Consider the following 16,590-nt stretch of genomic DNA (forward strand, 5'->3'; position numbering starts at 1 on the left):
CCACGGAAAGGGGTCCTCCACGCACGCGTGGAGGACCCCTTTGCTTGGGTGCGGGTGCGGGTGCGGGTGCGGGGCGTGTCGGCGAGCGGGAAGGGGCGCGTGATGATCGGCGTGCGCTCTTCCCCGGTTCACGCGCCGCTGTGGAAGCGGCGTACGCCCGACGGTGTCACCACGGCGTGCACCGGCCGGTCGTGCGCCTCGGACGGGACGCGCTCGACGACCTCCGAGTCGTAGAGCAGCACCACCAACGCCGGATGCGCGCCCGCACCCTCCAGACGCGCGAGGACGCGGTCGTACGACCCCCCGCCGCGCCCCAGTCGCATCCCGCGCGCATCGACCGCCAGCCCCGGCAACAGCACCACGTCGGCTCCGGCCACGGCGTCCGGGCCGAGACGCTCGCCGGTCGGCTCGAAGAGGGCCATCTTTCCGCCGTGTTGGACACGCGCCAGGGAGCCCTCGCCGGTGTACGCGCCCCAGTCCAGGTCGTTGTCCGGCAGAAGCGCCGGGAGCAGGACCCGCACGCCCCGCGCGCACAGCGCGTCCAGGAGCGCGAGGGTGCCGGGCTCACTCCCCACGGAGACGTACCCCGCCACCGTGCGCGCCCGCGCGAGTTCCGGCAGCCCGAGGGCGCGGCCGGCCAGCGCCTCGGCGGCTTCTCGCACGTCATCCGCCGTCAACCTGTTTCTCACCGCGAGGAACTCTCGCCGCAACATTCGCTTGTCAGACTCGGCCGCACGTCCGGCGTGACTCACTGATCGCACCCCGTACCCTTCCAATCTGCTCATATGAGAGCCAATTAACCGGAGCTGCGGATTCCTCGCAAAGGCACCGGATAAGGTTGCGGGCATGACTCAGTCCCACCCCAGGATCACCAAGGCTGTCATTCCCGCAGCCGGCCTCGGCACCCGGTTCCTGCCGGCCACCAAGGCCACTCCCAAGGAGATGCTGCCGGTCGTCGACAAGCCCGCGATCCAGTACGTGGTCGAGGAGGCCGTGGCCGCCGGTCTCGACGACGTCCTCATGGTCACCGGCCGCAACAAGCGTCCGCTCGAAGACCACTTCGACCGCAACTACGAGCTGGAGTCGGCCCTTCAGAAGAAGGGCGACGCCGGCCGTCTCGCCAAGGTCCAGGCCTCCAGTGACCTGGCCACCATGCACTACGTGCGGCAGGGCGACCCCAAGGGGCTGGGTCACGCCGTGCTGTGCGCCGCTCCGCACGTGGGCGACGAACCCTTCGCCGTCCTGCTCGGCGACGACCTCATCGACCCGCGCGACCCCCTGCTCGCACGCATGGTCGAGGTGCAGGAGCAGCACGGCGGCAGCGTCATCGCGCTCATGGAGGTCGCGCCGGAGCAGATCCACCTCTATGGATGCGCGGCCGTGGAGACCACCGCGGACGGCGACGTCGTCAAGGTGACCGGAATGGTCGAGAAGCCCGACCCGGACGACGCCCCGTCGAACTACGCGGTCATCGGCCGCTACGTCCTCGACCCGCACATCTTCGAGATACTGCGCAAGACCGAGCCGGGCCGCGGCGGGGAGATCCAGCTCACCGACGCCCTCCAGCAGCTCGCGCAGGACGAGAAGGTCGGCGGCCCGGTGCACGGCGTGGTCTTCACGGGCCGCCGCTACGACACCGGCGACCGCGGTGACTATCTGCGTGCCATTGTCAGACTCGCGTGCGAACGTGAAGACCTGGGCCCGGACTTCCGGACCTGGCTTCGCAGTTACGTAGCCGAGGAGATGTAGCAACGTTGAGCAGCGCCGCGCCCCGCACCACCGGCCCGGACCACCTGTGGTCGGTGGACGAGCACCTGGAGGACATCCTCACCACCGTCCGCCCCCTGGAACCCATCGAGCTGCAGCTCCTCGACGCCCAGGGCTGCGTCCTGGTCGAGGACGTCACGGTGCCGCTGTCGCTGCCGCCGTTCGACAACAGCTCCATGGACGGGTACGCGGTACGCGTCGCGGATGTCGCGGGCGCGAGCGAGGAGTTCCCGGCGGTGCTGGACGTCGTCGGGGACGTCGCGGCGGGCCAGGCCGAGCTGCTCCACGTGGGGCCCGGCCAGGCCGCCCGCATCATGACCGGCGCCCCGTTGCCGCCCGGTGCCGAGACCGTCGTCCCCGTCGAGTGGACCGACGGGGGCCTCGGCGAGGGCCCGGTCGCCGGGATGCGCGCCCGCAGCCTCGGCCCCGAGGGCGCAGAGGGGCACGTGCACGTGTACCGGTCGGCCGACGCACGCGCGCATGTGCGCGCCAAGGGCAGCGACGTGCGGGCCGGGGACCGGGCCCTCGAGGCCGGCACCGTCCTCGGGCCGCCGCAGATCGCCCTGCTCGCCGCCATCGGCCGCGGCACGGTCCGCGTGCGCCCGCGCCCGCGCGTGGTCGTCGTCTCCACCGGCAGCGAACTCGTCCAGCCCGACGAGGAACTGGGCAGCGGCCAGATCTACGACTCCAACAGCTTCGCCCTCACCGCCGCCGCCCGCGACGCCGGCGCCATCGCCTACCGCGTGGGCGCCGTCGCCGACGACGCCGAGACCCTGCGCGCCACCATCGAGGACCAGCTCGTGCGCGCCGACCTCATGGTCACCACCGGTGGCGTGAGCGTCGGGGCGTACGACGTCGTCAAGGAAGCCCTGTCGTACGTCGCCGACGAGGACGAGGCGGGCGGCGGAATCGAGTTCCGCAAGCTCGCCATGCAGCCCGGCAAACCCCAGGGCTTCGGCACCATCGGCCCCGATCACGTCCCGCTGCTCGCCCTCCCGGGCAACCCCGTCTCGTCGTACGTCTCCTTCGAGCTGTTCGTCCGCCCCGCGATCCGCACCCTGATGGGGCTCGACGACGTCCACCGGCCGCGCACGAGGGCCACTCTCACCACCGGCAAGGCGCTGACCTCGCCGAAGGGCCGCCGACAGTTCCTGCGGGGCACGTACGCCGACGGCTCCGTCAGCCCCGTCGGCGGCGCCGGATCGCACCTGGTCGCGGCCCTCGCGCAGGCCGACGCGCTGATCGTCGTACCCGAAGACGTGGAGTCCGTCGAGCCCGGCAGCGAGGTCGAGGTCGTGCTGCTCGGCTGACCAACGGCGTGGGGGCCGCTCATGGGACGGTCCCGCTCCGTCGTCCGCGCCGACTTGGCGTACCGTGTCGCGCACAGCAGGCCCACGCGCCGCACCGTGAGGGGCCCGGACCGGGAGCGTCACACACCATGACCGTGCCTTCCCGGGGGGAGACCCCCGGACCGTCTGTGCAGGACCGCCTGACACATATCGACGAGGCGGGCGCCGCCCGCATGGTCGACGTGTCCGGCAAGGACGTGACCGCGCGCACCGCCCGCGCGAGCGGCCGGGTCCTCGTCTCACCACGCGTGATCGAACTGCTGCGCGGTGAGGGAGTGCCCAAGGGAGACGCCCTGGCCACCGCGCGCATCGCCGGGATCATGGGTGCCAAGCGCACCCCGGATCTCATTCCGCTGTGCCATCCGTTGTCGGTGTCCGGTGTGAAACTGGATCTGTCGGTCGCGGACGACGCCGTGGAGATCCGGGCCACCGTGAAGACCACGGACCGCACGGGCGTCGAGATGGAGGCCCTGACCGCGGTCTCCGTCGCCGCGCTCACCGTGATCGACATGGTCAAGGCGGTCGACAAGGGAGCGGTCATCACGGACGTGCGCGTGGAGGAGAAGACGGGCGGCAAGTCGGGCCATTGGAGCCGGACATGACGCTCGATGCCGGGATCGGCGGTGCGCTGCTCGCCCCGTACAGCGCGCTCGTCGTCACGGCCTCCAACCGCGCCGCCGCCGGTGTCTACGAGGACAAGGGCGGACCGCTGATCGCCGAAGGACTCAAGGGCTTCGGGTTCGCCGTCGACGGCCCGCAGATCGTCCCCGACGGCGACCCCGTGGAGACCGCCCTGCGCGCGGGCGCCGATGCCGGCTACGACGTGATCGTGACCACCGGCGGCACCGGCATCTCGCCCACCGACCGCACCCCCGAGGCGACGCGCAAGGTGATCGACTACGAGGTGCCGGGCATCGCGGAGGCCGTCAGGGCGTTCGGGCGGGAGAAGGTGCCGACCGCCGCGCTCTCCCGGGGCCTGGCCGGGGTCGCGGGGGGCACGCTGATCGTCAACCTGCCGGGTTCCACCGGCGGGGTCCGGGACGGGCTGGCCGTCCTGGAACCCCTGCTGGTCCACGCCGTCGACCAGATCCGCGGCGGCGACCACCCCAGACCCGGCTCCACCAGTGGGGGTGCGAGCTGAACAGCCCATCCTGGCCCGTCGTGCTGACGGACGGAGACATCGTCCTGAGGCCGATAAAACTGCGCGACCAGCGGGCGTGGCGCGAGGTCAACCGGCGCAACCGGGACTGGTTGCGCCCCTGGGAGGCGACCATTCCGCCGCCCACGCCCAGCGGCCCGATCGCGCACCGGCCGACCTACCGTCAGATGGTCAGGCACCTGCGCTCGGAAGCGAACGCGGGCCGGATGCTGCCGTTCGTCATCGAGTACCAGGGGCGGCTCGTCGGGCAGTTGACGGTCGCCGGCATCACCTGGGGCTCCATGTGTTCCGGGCACATCGGTTACTGGGTGGACGAGGCGGTGGCCGGCCGCGGCGTCATGCCGACCTCCGTGGCGCTTGTCGTGGACCACTGTTTCCGGGCCGTCGGTCTGCACCGCATCGAGGTCTGCATTCGCCCCGAGAACGGGCCGAGCCGACGGGTCGTGGAGAAACTCGGATTCCGCGAGGAGGGACTCAGGCCGCGTTATCTCCACATCGACGGAGCCTGGCGCGACCATCTCGTGTTCGCGCTCACCGCGGAAGAGGTCCCGGACGGGTTGCTCAGCCGCTGGAAGAGGGCAACCTCTCAGCGGGCCTCGCAGGACGCGCCGCGCACAACCCACCGGAACGCCCACAACACTCCGGGGAATCCGGCATAGTCGCCCCAGGTGCCGAGGTAATTGAATACTTGTTCGAAATTGATCGCACGGTGACCGTCTCGAGGCATTAAATTCGCGGCCTCGGCGGGCGGCTGATCGCATCGGTCACAAAAAAAGTTCGAAATATCAGCCAGATCGTGCGACACACCGGCCCAATTGGCAGATGGCCTCACGCAAACCCCTCTACCGTGTGAGGCGTGAGCAGCAGCGGCCTCATCTACGCAGTCATTGTCGGGGCCTGGGCCGCCTACTTGGTGCCGATGTGGCTCCGTAGGCAGGACGAGCTGAACGAGGCCCGTCCGACGGAACGCTTCAGCACCGCCATCCGGTTGCTGTCCGGACGAGCGGGCATGGAGCGTCGGTACGCCAGGGACCTGCGCGCGCGCTCCACCGAAGAGGGGGAGCCCGGCGCGGACGCTCCGGACGCGATCACCGACTCGGTGGACGTCCGGGCCTTCGCCATGCCTCCGACGCGCCCGCAGGCGCGCGCGGACGTGCAGGCGCAGGCGTCGGGGCGTGCGCAACCGGCGCGCGACAAGTCCGACGCGCCGGCGCCCGGATCAAGTTCCGCGCCCGCGGCCTCCGCGAACCACCGAGCGGGCGACTCAGCGCCGGCGGCCGCAGCAGGCACCGCCCCGGCGCGCGGAACCGACTCCGCCCCGGCACGCGGATCCAATTCCACGCCGGCGCGAAAGCGAGTGCCAGGGGCGAGGCGCACGCCCTCGCAGGAAGCCGCCGCGGCCCGCGCCCGGCGTACGAAGGTGCTCGCGCGCCGTCGGCGCACCACCGTGATGCTCTTCCTCGCCTTCACGCTCGGCACGATCGTCGCCGCCGTCGGAGGCCTCGCGTTCCTGTGGGCACCCGGCGTTCCCGCCGTACTGCTCAGCGGGTACATCGCTTACCTGCGCGCCCAGGAGCGCCGTCGCTTCGCCTTCCAGATGGACCGGCGCCGGGCCGAGGCCGCCGCGCAGCACCTGCGCGAGCGCGCCCGCCAACCGCGCCGCCGCCCCACCGTCGAGTCACAGGTCGACGAGCCCGAGGAGAGCCCGGAGCCCGAGGCCGACCCCGGGCTGTCCGCGCTGGCCGCCGACCGGCGCGCCCTCGTCGAGCAGACCGACCACGCCGAATGGGTCGACCAGCAGCGCGAGCGGCAGCGGCGGCCGGGGCACGGGGACAGCTGGGATCCGGTGCCGGTGCCGTTGCCGACGTACGTGACCGCGCCGGTCGCTCCGCGGGCGACCGCGGACGTGGACCTCGGGGCGCCGGACGCCTGGAGCTCGGCCCGGTCGAGTTCCGTGGCCCGGGACCAGGAGACGCAGGACGCCGCCGCGGCCGAGCGCCGGGACGGCGCGGAGGCGCCGGAGGCGGACGCGGAGGAGAGGGCCGAGGACGACGGGCGCAGTGACGCCCGCCGGGCGGCCTCCGCGCGGCGGGCGCGGGAACGGGGACGTACGCCGCTGTTCGACCAGTACGAGGACGGGGGCCGGCCGAAGGCCGCCAACGAGTAGACGGCGGGGTGGCTGCTCCCACCCGTCCCACCTGTGCCGCTGCCGTCCCCGCCCGCCCGGGAACGGATTTCCAAGCACGCGGATCGGGGTGCTAGAGTTTCACTCGTTGCAAGGGCCTGTGGCGCAGTCCGGTAGCGCACCTCGTTCGCATCGAGGGGGCCAGGGGTTCAAATCCCCTCAGGTCCACCGCAACAACTGGCCAGGGAAACCTGAGGCAGTTGATGAGATCCCGTCCGATCGGAAGATCGGGCGGGATCTTTGTTTTGGCTGACGGGATGTCAGTGAGTATGGGGGGCCGGGTGCCAGCGGATCTCAGGAGTTGAGGGCCTTCGCGAAGCAGCGGCTGCTCTCGTGGAAGCGGTAGTAGCCGAACTTCTCGCACGGCTCGTAGCCGCTGGACGTGTACAGGGCGATGGCCTCCGGCTGCTTCAGGCCGGTCTCCAGGACCATCCGGGCGCGTCCCGCCTCCCGCGCGTCCTCCTCCAGGGCGGCCAGGATGCGGCGGGCGAGGCCGCGGCCGCGGGCGGAGGCCACCACGAACATGCGCTTGAGCTCGGCGTCGCCGTCGCGGTTGCCCTCGCCGTTGGCGTCCTGGGCGCGCCAGCCGCCGGTCGCGACCGGGCTGTCGTACTCGTCGTACGCGATCAGGTAGACGCCGTTCGGGGGCGCGAAGTCGGACGGGTCGAGCGGGGTGGCGTCTCCACCGTCGCCGTAGCGGACGTGGTACTCGGCCTGGACCTCGTCGTTGAGCTTGACGGCGTCCGGGTGGTCGAAGGGGACGCGGCGAATGTTCATGCTGTGGACCGTACACCTGTGCCTAGACGGGATCTGGACGGTGTCCAGTGTGCCGGTAGGGTTCCCGGGTGTTCACTGTGACCTCCGTCAACGTCAACGGACTGCGTGCCGCCGCGAAGAAGGGCTTCGTCGAGTGGCTGGCCGGGACCTCCGCCGATGTGCTGTGCCTGCAGGAGGTGCGGGCCGAGCCCCAGCAGCTGCCCGAGGAGGTGCGCATGCCGGACGGGTGGCACGTCGTGCACGCGCCGTCCGCCGCCAAGGGCCGCGCCGGCGTCTCCCTCTACACCCGCCGTGAGCCCGACCGCGTGCGGGTCGGCTTCGGCTCGGCCGAGTTCGACACCACCGGGCGGTACGTCGAGGCCGACCTGCCCGGGGTCACCGTCGCCTCCCTCTACCTCCCCTCCGGCGAGGTCGGCACCGAGCGGCAGGACGAGAAGGTCCGCTTCATGGCCGAGTTCCTCGTCCACCTGAAGGCGCTGCGCGAGCGGGCCGCCGCCGACGGGCGCGAGGTCGTCGTCTGCGGCGACTGGAACATCGCCCACCAGCCGGCCGACCTCAAGAACTGGCGCGGCAACCAGAAGAACTCCGGCTTCCTCCCGGAGGAGCGGGAGTGGCTCACCCAGGTGTTCGACCAGACCGACGGCGGCTACGTGGACGTCGTACGCGCCCTGCATCCGGACGTCGAGGGCCCGTACACCTGGTGGTCCTACCGCGGACGGGCCTTCGACAACGACAGCGGTTGGCGCATCGACTACCACGTCTCGACGCCGGGGCTGGCCGCCAAGGCCGTGAAGGGGTACGTCGAGCGGGCGGCCACGCATGACGAGCGCTGGTCGGACCACGCGCCAGTGACGGTCGTCTACGACCTCCGGTGAGGCACCCCGTCACTCCCGCTTCCGCAACCGCCGATCCAGCGCCAGCGAGAGCTCTGCCTCCACCACGCTGCGGGCCAGGGGGCGCAGGCGGTGGAGGTCGTCTTCCGTGCCGTGGCGGAGGACCAGGGCCGCGAACATCTCGGCGAGTTCGTCGACGTGTTCGCGGACGCGGGCGCCCGCTGCCAGGACCTCGGCGAGGGGGATGCCCTCGCGGACCAGGGCGGAGGAGACGTCCAGGAGGCGGCGGCTGATGTGGACGATCTCGTCGCCGTCGGTGCCCAGGTAGCCGAGGTCGAGGGCGGCGGCGAGGTTCTCGGGGGTGACCTGGCCCTCGAAGCGGGCGGCGAGTTCCTCGGGGGTGAGGCGGACCGGCTCCTCCTCGGTGGGGGCGACGCCGAGGACGTCGGCGACGTCGCGGCCGTGGTCCAGGGCCTCCGCCAGTTCGGCGATGCCGGTGAGGGTGTGGCCGCGTTCCAGGAGCGCCGCGATGGTGCGCAGCCGGGCCAGGTGGTGGTCGTCGTACCAGGCGATACGGCCCTCGCGGCGGGGCGGCGGGATCAGCTTGCGTTCGCGGTAGAAGCGCAGCGTGCGCACCGTGATGCCGGCCAGCCGCGCCAGCTCCTCCATGCGGTACTCGCGTCGTCCGTCAGCCCCTGTCACGCCCGCAGCCTATGTTGTACCGCCGGTAACTTTCCCTTCCGCGCCCCCTACCCATCGGTACGGAGCTGCTCTACCCTCCCATTGCGCCAGTGTTCACTGGCGGAGTTGCGGAGGAAGGGCGACGGCATGGCCGAACACGAGCATGTGCGGGTGGCGGTGATCGGGTCCGGGTTCGGCGGGCTCGGGGCCGCCGTACGGCTGCGGCGCGAGGGTGTCACCGACTTCGTCGTGCTGGAGCGGGCCGGGAGCGTGGGCGGCACCTGGCGGGACAACAGCTATCCCGGGTGCGCGTGCGACGTGCCGTCCCACCTGTACTCGTTCTCCTTCGCGCCCCACCCCGACTGGCCGCGCACCTTCTCCGGGCAGGAGCACATCCGCGCCTATCTGGAGCATGTGACGGACGTCTTCGGACTGCGCCCGCACCTCCGCTTCGACTCCGAGGTCAAGATGATGACCTGGAACGGCGCGAAGCTCCGGTGGGACATCGAGACCAGCTCCGGGTCGCTCTCCGCGGACGTCGTCGTCTCCGCCACCGGGCCGCTGTCCGACCCGAAGATCCCCGAGGTGCCGGGGCTGGACTCCTTTCCCGGCAAGGTCTTCCACTCCGCCCGCTGGGACCACGACTACGACCTGCGCGGCAAGCGCGTCGCGATGGTCGGGACGGGCGCCTCCGCCATCCAGATCGTTCCCGCGATCCAGCCGGAGGTCGGGCACCTCACCCTCTTCCAGCGCACCCCGCCCTGGGTGCTGCCCCGCGTCGACCGCGCCATCACCGGGCCCGAACGGGCGCTGCACCGCGCGCTGCCCTTCACCGCCAAGGCCCGGCGCGGACTGCTGTGGGGCATCCGGGAGTTGCAGGTCCAGGCGTTCACCAAGCACCCCGACGAGCTCGGTTTCGTGGAGCAGTTGGCCAAGCGGAACATGGGCCGCGCCATCAAGGACCCCGCCCTGCGCGCCAAGTTGACCCCCGACTACCGCATCGGCTGCAAGCGGATCCTGCTGAGCAGCGAGTACTACCCGGCGCTCGCGCGGCCCAACGTCCATGTCGTGGCGAGCGGGTTGAGCGAGATCCGCGGTTCCACGGTCGTGGCCGCCGACGGGAGCGAGGCCGAGGTGGACGCGATCATCTTCGGTACGGGGTTCCACGTCACCGACATGCCCATCGCCGAACGGGTCGTGGGCGCCGAGGGCAAGACCCTCGCCGAGGCCTGGAAGGGCGGGATGGAGGCCCTGCGCGGAGCGTCCGCCGCCGGGTTCCCGAACTGGCTCACGATCATCGGGCCCAACACCGGCCTGGGGAACTCGTCGATGATCCTGATGATCGAGTCCCAGCTCAACTACATGGCGGACTTCCTGCGGCAACTGGACGTCCTCGGCGGCCGAGCGGCCCTGGACGCCCGGCCGGGCGCGGTCGCCGCCTGGAACCGCCGGGTGCAGGAGCGGATGCGGCGGACGGTGTGGAACACCGGTGGCTGCACCAGCTGGTACCTCGACCCCAGCGGCCGTAACACCACCATCTGGCCCGGGACCACGACCGAGTTCCGGCGGGCCACCCGGCGGGTCGATCTCGCCGAGTACGAACTCCTGCGCGTACCCGCCGGCGAGGCCGCGGAGGTGGGCGCGTGAGCCGCCTGACCGCCGTGGCCTCCGGGCCGTACGCCCCGCCCGCCCCGACCCGTGAGCTCACCGCCGTCTCCGCCGACGGCGCCCGACTGCACGTGGAGATCCACGGACCCGACGGTGCCCCCGCCGTCGTCCTCGCCCACGGCTGGACCTGCTCCACCGCCTTCTGGGCGGCCCAGATCCGGGACCTCGCCGTCGACCACCGTGTCATCGCCTACGACCAGCGCGGCCACGGACGCAGCCCGGCGAGCCCGGCCTGCAGTACGGAGGCCCTCGCGGACGACCTCGAGGCCGTACTCGACGCGACGCTGGAACCCGGGGAGAGGGCCATGGTGGCCGGACACTCCATGGGCGGCATGACCGTGATGGCCGCGAGCGGGCGGCCCGGGTTCCGGGAGCATGTCGCCGCCGTCCTGCTGTGCAGCACCGGATCCTCGCGGCTGGTCGCCGAGTCGACCGTCGTACCCATCGGGGCCGGGGCGCTGCGGACCTGGCTGACCAAGCACATCCTCGGCTCGCGCGCGCCGCTCGGACCGGTCACGCCCCTCGCGCGCCGGATCCTCAAGTACGGGACCATGGGGCCGGGTTCGGCACCGCACATGGTGGAAGCGTGCGCGCGGATCGTGCACGCCTGCCCGCGCGCGGTGCGCCATGCCTGGTCGCAGGTGCTGGACCTGCTCGATCTCGACCACGCCGTACGGGAGTTGAGGGTGCCGACGGCCGTCGTGGTCGGGACCGCCGACCGGCTCACACCGCCCGTGCAGGCACGGGCGCTGGTCGCCGCGCTGCCCGACTGCGTGGGCCTGACCGAGCTGCCGGGGCTCGGCCACATGACGCCGGTGGAGGCGCCGGAGCTGGTGACGGCCCGGATCCGGGACCTGGTGGCGACGTACGTGACGATCAAGGAGGGTGCATGAGCAGGGTGAGCCTGGAAGGGCAGGTCGCGGTCGTCACCGGCGCCGCGCGCGGGGTCGGCGAACTGCTCGCGCGCAAACTGTCGGCGCGCGGGGTCAAGGTGGCGCTGGTCGGGCTGGAACCGGACGCCCTCAAGCAGGTCTCCGGGCGGCTGCACAGCGACAGCGACCACTGGTACGCCGACGTCACCGACCACGAGGCGATGAGCAGGGTGGCCGCCGAGGTCAAGGAGCGGTTCGGGAAGGTCGACATCGTCGTCGCCAACGCGGGCGTCGCGACCGGCGGTCCCTTCGTCGACTCCGATCCGGAGGCCTGGCGGCGGGTGATCGAGGTGAACCTCATCGGATCGGCCGTCACCGCACGGGCGTTCCTGCCGGTGCTGACGGAGAGCCGCGGCTATCTGCTGCAGATCGCGTCCCTCGCGGCGATCACCCCGGCGCCGATGATGACGGCGTACTGCGCCTCCAAGTCCGGTGTGGAGGCGTACGCGCACAGTCTGCGGGCCGAGGTCGGCCACAAGGGCGTACGCGTCGGCGTCGGGTATCTGTCCTGGACCGACACGGACATGGTGCGCGGCGCCGACCAGGACGAGGTCATGCGGGAGCTCAGGCAGCGGCTGCCCTGGCCGTCCAACAAGACGTACCCGCTGGGGCCGGCCGTGGACCGGCTCGTGGCCGGGATCGAGCGGCGGTCGAGCCATGTGTACGGGCAGTGGTGGCTGCGCGGGATGCAGGGCGTGCGCGGATATCTGCCCGGGATCATCGGGACCGTCGGACAGCGGGAGATGCGGCGCTTCGGGTCACGCCTTGAGGGCATGCGCGGCGGGCTCGTCGGCGCAGGTGGGGCGGCGGACGAGGCGGCTCGGGCTACGCAGCGTAACTGATCGAAATGCGAGGGTTGTCCGGGCGTGTGAATCTGGTCGAGGCCCGACCAAGGGCCTTTCCCCTCACCCTCAATGGGAGTGAACCCACATGGGTATGAAGGACCAGTTCCAGGACAAGTCCCAGCAGTTGCAGGAGCAGGCCAAGCGGAGGGCCGAGCAGGCCCGTGAGCAGGGTCAGCGTGGCCGTCAGCCGGGCCAGGGCCAGGGCCCGGGCCAGGACCGCGACCGCGACCGTGACCGGATGCGGGACGAGGAGTCGGACCGCATCCGGCACGAGGAGGACCGGCTCGAGGACTTCGAGGCGTAGCCGCTGCGCTGGGCTTCAGCCGACAAGGTGGGGTGCCCTGTGTTGTGGGGCACCCCACTTTTGCGTCGCCGTGCGCGGTTCGCCGCGCCCCTGAAAGACCTCACCTGGGCGGGAGTTTGGGACGTGAACGGTCCGGGACGTTCGAGTAGTCCGGCGGTGTGGCCGGAGGGTTGGTTTCCAGGAGGTCCACGGCCAGTCGTACGGCGTCGTCCAGTTGGGCGTGGCGGCCCTCCGCCCAGTCCAGGGGGGTGCGGAGGATCTCCAAGTCGGGGGTGACGCCCCGGTTTTCGACGCCCCAGCCGTACGCGTCGAACCAGGCCGCGTTCATCGGTACGGTGATCACCGTGCCGTCGCCCAGGCGGTGGCGGCCGGTCATGCCGACCACTCCGCCCCAGGTGCGCTGGCCCACGACGGGGCCCAGCTTCAGGAGTTTGAACGCGGCGGTGATCATGTCGCCGTCGGATGAGGTCGCCTCGTCGGCGAGGGCGACCACCGGGCCGCGCGGGGCGTTCGAGGCGTACGACACGGGCTGGGCGTTTCTCGTCAGGTCCCAGCCGAGGATGGTGCGGGTCAGCTTCTCCACGACCAGTTCGCTGATGTGGCCGCCCGCGTTGCCGCGCACGTCGACGATGAGCGCGGGGCGGGAGACCTCCATGCGCAGGTCGCGGTTGAACTGGGCCCAGCCCGAACCGCCCATGTCCGGGATGTGCAGATAGCCGCACCGTCCGGCGCTCAACTCCCGTACGACGGCTCGGCGTTTGGCGACCCAGTCCTGGTAGCGCAGGGGGCGTTCGTCGATCAGGGGGACCACGGCGACCCGGCGGGAGCGGCCCGCCTCGCCCTCCGCGGGGGTGAACGTCAGCTCCACGGTCGTGCCGCCGGCGCCCGCGAGCAGCGGGTACGGGCCGGTCAGCGGGTCCACCGGGCGGCCGTCGACGTGGGTGAGGACCGCGCCCTCGCGGATGCCGGTGCCGGCCAGCGGGGAACGTGCCTTGGAGTCCGAGGAGTCGCCGGGGAGGATCCGCTTGACCACCCAGCCCTCGTCCCTGTGCACGAAGTTGGCCCCGAGCAGGCCCTGCCAGCGCTGGTAGTGCGGCGGGCCCTCGTTGCGGCGGGCGGCCGTGACATAGGCGTGGGAGGTGCCGAGTTCGCCGAGCACCTCGCGGAGCAGGTCCGCGAACTCGTCGGGGGACGCGACCCGTTCGACCAGCGGCCGGTACTGCTCCAGGACCCCTGTCCAGTCGACGCCGCACATCCCCGGGTCCCAGAAGTACGCGGGGATCAGCCGGCCCGCCTCCTCGTAGGACTGACGCCACTCGGCGGCCGGGTCGACCTCGTGCAGGATGCGCCGCAGGTCGATCCAGACCGTCGAGTCGCCGTCGCCGGACTCGGTGGAGGGGACCGCCCGCAGATCGCCCTCGTCGACCACGACCAGCCGGGTGCCGTCGCCGCTGACCGCGAACCAGTCGAGGTGCTCGACGAGTTCGGACTTCTTCGCCTTGCTGATGGTGAAGTGTTCGAGCGTGGGGCGGCCCGTGGTGTCGTCCGGGTTGGCGAAGGTCTCGCCCAGCGCGCCGGAGATCGGCCAGCGCAGCCAGACCAGCCCGCCGCCCGCGACCGGGTACAGCGCCGAGTACTTGGAGGCGGCGACCGGGAACGGGGTGACCCGGCTCTCGAGGCCCTCCACCTCCACGGTCACGGCACCGTCGCCCTCGTCCTCCTCCACCGGGTCCAGGCCCCCGGCGGCAGGCCGGCCCTCCGGGTTCAGCGCGAAGGGGGAGGGGGTGGCCGAGGACAGGGGCACCAGGTAGGGGCGGCAGCCGAGCGGGAAGGACAGGTCCCCGGTGTGGACGTCGTACACCGGGTCGAAGCCGCGCCAGGACAGGAAGGCCAGATAGCGGCCGTCCCGGGTGAAGACCGGGCCCTCGTCCTCGAAGCGGCCGTCGGTGACGTCGATGACGTGGCGGTCTCTTATGCGGGCCATCTTGATCTGGCGCAGGGTCCGCCCGATCCCCGGGTGCGACCAGGTCAGCCACGCTCCGTCGGGGGAGAAGGCGAGGTCGCGGACCGGGCCGTTGACCGAGTGGACGAGCTCGGTCACCTCGCCGTTGGAGTCCTCCGTCGCGTCCAGGAGCAGGAGCCGTCCGTCGTGCGAGGCGACGGCGAGGCGTTCGCCCTGCGGATCGGAGACCATTTCCAGGGCCCGGCCCAGTTGTCCGGAGGCGAGCCGGCGCGGCTCGCGGTCTCCCGTCGCCCTCGGCAGACAGGCGATCTCGATCGCGTCCTCGCCCTCGGCGTCGGTCACGTAGGCGACCTGGCCGGTCGAGCCCAGCATTTCGGGCAGCCGGACCCGTACGCCCGGGGTGTCGGTGAGCGTGCGGGCGGGGCCGTCCCGGTGGGTCAGCCAGTACAGGCTGCCGCGTACGACGACCGCGCTGGCCCGGCCCGTCTCGTCGACCGAGATGCCGTCCACGTGCTGGCCCGCCGGCACCTGGTACGTACGGCGTCCCGCGCGCGGCCCGCTCAGCCGTACGTCGAGTTTCCGCGGCTCGGCGCCGAGGCCGTCGACGATCCACAGGTCCCCGGCGCACTGGTACACCACGCGCGTGCCGTCGCTGGAGGCGTGCCGGGCGTAGAAGGCGTCGTGGTCGGTGTGCCGGCGCAGGTCGGAGCCGTCGTACGCGCAGGAGTAGAGGTTGCCGATGCCCTCGTGGTCGGAGAGGAAGGCGATCCGGCCGCCGACGAACATGGGGGAGTGGAGGTGGCCGTCGAGGTCGGGGAGCAGGCGTTCGCCGTGCAGCCACAGGCGGCCCGTGGCGCCGCCCCGGTAGCGCTTCCAGGCGGCCGGTTCGTGCGGCGGGGTGCCGGTGAGCAGGAGCGTTCTGCGCTCGCCGGCGATGTCGGCGACCTGGATGTCGGAGACCGGGCCCCAGGGGAGCTTGCGGCCGGGGGAGCCGTCGGGGGTGACCTTGTAGGCCCAGGTGAAGTAGGAGAAGGGCTCGCCGTGGGAGGCGACGGCGAGGACCGTGCCGCCCGGGTCCCAGCCGCAGACCTGGGTGTCGGGCGAGCCCCAGTACGTGAGCTGCCGTCCCGGGCCGCCGTCCACCGGCACGACGTGGATCTCGGGGACCAGGCTGCGCCAGCTCGTGTACGCGATCGTGGCGCCGTCGGGCGAGAAGCGGGGGTGGCCCGTCTTGGTACGGTCCACGGTGAGGCGCCAGGCGCGGCCCGGGCCGTCGAGGGGAGCCAGCCAGAGGTCGTCCTCGGCCACGAAGGTCAACAGGTCGCCGCTCAGGTGCGGCAGGCGCAGATAGCTCACCTCCCCATGCTTTTCCCCTGGATGGGGCAGGGCAACTTGTGGATACTTACGGTTCCTTCACACACGTGAGCCAGCACACGTACGAAACGGTTTCGTTTCGCTCGCTGGCAGGGTATGTTCATGGTGTACGAGGAAGGCACCCCCCCGAGCGGAAAGGTGAGTGGCATGACTGAGGTCGCGACCGCGCGTCGCAGCCGGATCACGCCCGAGCGCGAGGCCGAGCTGTACGCGGCCGTGCTCGACCTGCTCAGGGAGGTCGGCTACGACGCCCTCACCATGGACGCCGTGGCCGCGCGCACCAAGTCGAGCAAGGCCACGCTCTACCGCCAGTGGGGCGGCAAGGCCGAGCTGGTGGCGAAGGCCGTGCGGCACAACAAGCCGGGCGCGGCGGGCGGTTCGGTGGACACCGGCTCGCTCAGGGGTGACCTGCACGCGCTCACGATGGCGTCGGACGACTGCGAGATGGAGCAGAACTCCGCGCTGATGCGAGGTCTGGCCATGGCCATCCATGGCAACCCGGACCTGCTGAAGGCGTTCAAGGAGTATCTGATCGAGCCCGAGATGGCGGAGTTCCGCCAGGTGCTGCAACGGGCGATCGACCGGGGCGAGGTCCGTGCGGACAACCCCGCGATCGACTACGTGATGCACATGATGATCGGTGGGTTCGCCGCCCGCACGCTGATCGACGAACGGCCGCCGACGCAGGCCTTCCTCCTGTCGTACATCGACGCCGTGGTGCTCCCCGCCCTCGGCGCCTGACCCCTCTCCACC

The 16,590-nt window shown here is 71.6% G+C and carries 16 protein-coding genes and 1 tRNA gene; 13 read left to right on the forward strand and 4 right to left on the reverse strand.

Annotation, left to right across the window (positions count from 1 at the left end):
* Nucleotides 1-128: 128 nt before the first annotated feature.
* Nucleotides 129-713 carry a 5-formyltetrahydrofolate cyclo-ligase gene (locus GRC12_RS16975; protein WP_208780130.1) on the reverse strand — a complete coding sequence of 195 codons (585 nt, stop codon included), beginning with the start codon at nt 711-713 and terminating at the stop codon, nt 129-131.
* Nucleotides 714-846: 133 nt separating this feature from the next.
* Between GRC12_RS16975 and galU the strand changes: the two genes are divergently transcribed.
* From galU to GRC12_RS17010, 7 genes are all read left to right on the forward strand, one after another.
* On the forward strand, nt 847-1,749 hold the full coding sequence (gene galU / locus GRC12_RS16980) for a UTP--glucose-1-phosphate uridylyltransferase GalU (RefSeq protein ID WP_208780131.1): 903 nt from the start codon (nt 847-849) through the stop codon (nt 1,747-1,749).
* 5 nt (nt 1,750-1,754) lie between these two features.
* The gene (gene glp / locus GRC12_RS16985) at nt 1,755-3,077 is read left to right on the forward strand and encodes a molybdotransferase-like divisome protein Glp (protein ID WP_208780132.1); all 1,323 of its coding nucleotides are present in this window, start codon (nt 1,755-1,757) and stop codon (nt 3,075-3,077) included.
* A gap of 128 nt (nt 3,078-3,205) precedes the next feature.
* A complete protein-coding gene (moaC, locus tag GRC12_RS16990; RefSeq protein ID WP_133045849.1) occupies nt 3,206-3,718 on the forward strand; it encodes a cyclic pyranopterin monophosphate synthase MoaC in 513 nt (170 codons plus the stop codon).
* Nucleotides 3,715-4,257, forward strand: a complete 543-nt coding sequence (locus GRC12_RS16995; protein ID WP_208780133.1) for a MogA/MoaB family molybdenum cofactor biosynthesis protein — start codon at nt 3,715-3,717, stop codon at nt 4,255-4,257. The genes moaC and GRC12_RS16995 overlap by 4 nt, the downstream gene beginning before the upstream one ends.
* A 20-nt stretch (nt 4,258-4,277) precedes the next feature.
* Nucleotides 4,278-4,934, forward strand: coding sequence for a GNAT family N-acetyltransferase (locus GRC12_RS17000; RefSeq protein WP_208780134.1), 657 nt, complete (start codon nt 4,278-4,280; stop codon nt 4,932-4,934).
* A gap of 197 nt (nt 4,935-5,131) precedes the next feature.
* Nucleotides 5,132-6,442: a divisome protein SepX/GlpR gene (gene sepX, locus GRC12_RS17005; protein WP_208780135.1), complete on the forward strand. Its 1,311-nt coding sequence runs from the start codon at nt 5,132-5,134 to the stop codon at nt 6,440-6,442.
* Between the two features lie 112 nt (nt 6,443-6,554).
* Nucleotides 6,555-6,628 (forward strand) — tRNA-Ala (locus GRC12_RS17010).
* Between the two features lie 126 nt (nt 6,629-6,754).
* Here the strand turns inward: GRC12_RS17010 and GRC12_RS17015 are convergent.
* Nucleotides 6,755-7,237 (reverse strand): GNAT family N-acetyltransferase, encoded by a 483-nt coding sequence (locus GRC12_RS17015; protein ID WP_208780136.1) that lies wholly within the window; start codon nt 7,235-7,237, stop codon nt 6,755-6,757.
* A 68-nt stretch (nt 7,238-7,305) separates the two neighbouring features.
* On the opposite strand from GRC12_RS17015, the gene GRC12_RS17020 reads away from it, so the two are divergent.
* Entirely contained in the window at nt 7,306-8,112 is an 807-nt protein-coding gene (locus tag GRC12_RS17020) for an exodeoxyribonuclease III (RefSeq protein WP_208780137.1), read from the forward strand.
* Nucleotides 8,113-8,121: 9 nt separating this feature from the next.
* Here the strand turns inward: GRC12_RS17020 and GRC12_RS17025 are convergent, their stop codons facing one another.
* Complete coding sequence (locus tag GRC12_RS17025; RefSeq protein ID WP_208780144.1) at nt 8,122-8,739, reverse strand: MerR family transcriptional regulator; 618 nt, start codon at nt 8,737-8,739, stop codon at nt 8,122-8,124.
* Nucleotides 8,740-8,898: 159 nt separating this feature from the next.
* Between GRC12_RS17025 and GRC12_RS17030 the strand changes: the two genes are divergently transcribed.
* The 4 genes from GRC12_RS17030 (at nt 8,899) to GRC12_RS17045 (ending at nt 12,500) form a co-directional block, all read left to right on the forward strand.
* Nucleotides 8,899-10,398 (forward strand): flavin-containing monooxygenase, encoded by a 1,500-nt coding sequence (locus GRC12_RS17030; RefSeq protein WP_208780138.1) that lies wholly within the window; start codon nt 8,899-8,901, stop codon nt 10,396-10,398.
* A complete protein-coding gene (locus GRC12_RS17035) occupies nt 10,395-11,312 on the forward strand; it encodes an alpha/beta fold hydrolase (RefSeq protein ID WP_208780139.1) in 918 nt (305 codons plus the stop codon). The genes GRC12_RS17030 and GRC12_RS17035 overlap by 4 nt, the downstream gene beginning before the upstream one ends.
* On the forward strand, nt 11,309-12,193 hold the full coding sequence (locus GRC12_RS17040) for an SDR family oxidoreductase (RefSeq protein ID WP_208780140.1): 885 nt from the start codon (nt 11,309-11,311) through the stop codon (nt 12,191-12,193). Before GRC12_RS17035 ends, GRC12_RS17040 begins: the two co-directional genes overlap by 4 nt.
* Before the next feature lie 88 nt (nt 12,194-12,281).
* Nucleotides 12,282-12,500: a hypothetical protein gene (locus GRC12_RS17045; RefSeq protein WP_208780141.1), complete on the forward strand. Its 219-nt coding sequence runs from the start codon at nt 12,282-12,284 to the stop codon at nt 12,498-12,500.
* A gap of 100 nt (nt 12,501-12,600) precedes the next feature.
* On the opposite strand, the gene GRC12_RS17050 is transcribed toward GRC12_RS17045, so the two are convergent.
* Nucleotides 12,601-15,819: a S41 family peptidase gene (locus tag GRC12_RS17050; RefSeq protein WP_208780142.1), complete on the reverse strand. Its 3,219-nt coding sequence runs from the start codon at nt 15,817-15,819 to the stop codon at nt 12,601-12,603.
* A 165-nt stretch (nt 15,820-15,984) separates the two neighbouring features.
* On the opposite strand from GRC12_RS17050, the gene GRC12_RS17055 reads away from it, so the two are divergent.
* Nucleotides 15,985-16,578 carry a TetR/AcrR family transcriptional regulator gene (locus GRC12_RS17055; RefSeq protein WP_208780143.1) on the forward strand — a complete coding sequence of 198 codons (594 nt, stop codon included), beginning with the start codon at nt 15,985-15,987 and terminating at the stop codon, nt 16,576-16,578.
* Nucleotides 16,579-16,590 lie beyond the last annotated feature (12 nt).

The sequence above is a fragment of the Streptomyces griseorubiginosus genome (genome assembly GCF_017614965.1).
GTDB classification, from domain to species: domain Bacteria; phylum Actinomycetota; class Actinomycetes; order Streptomycetales; family Streptomycetaceae; genus Streptomyces; species Streptomyces griseorubiginosus_B.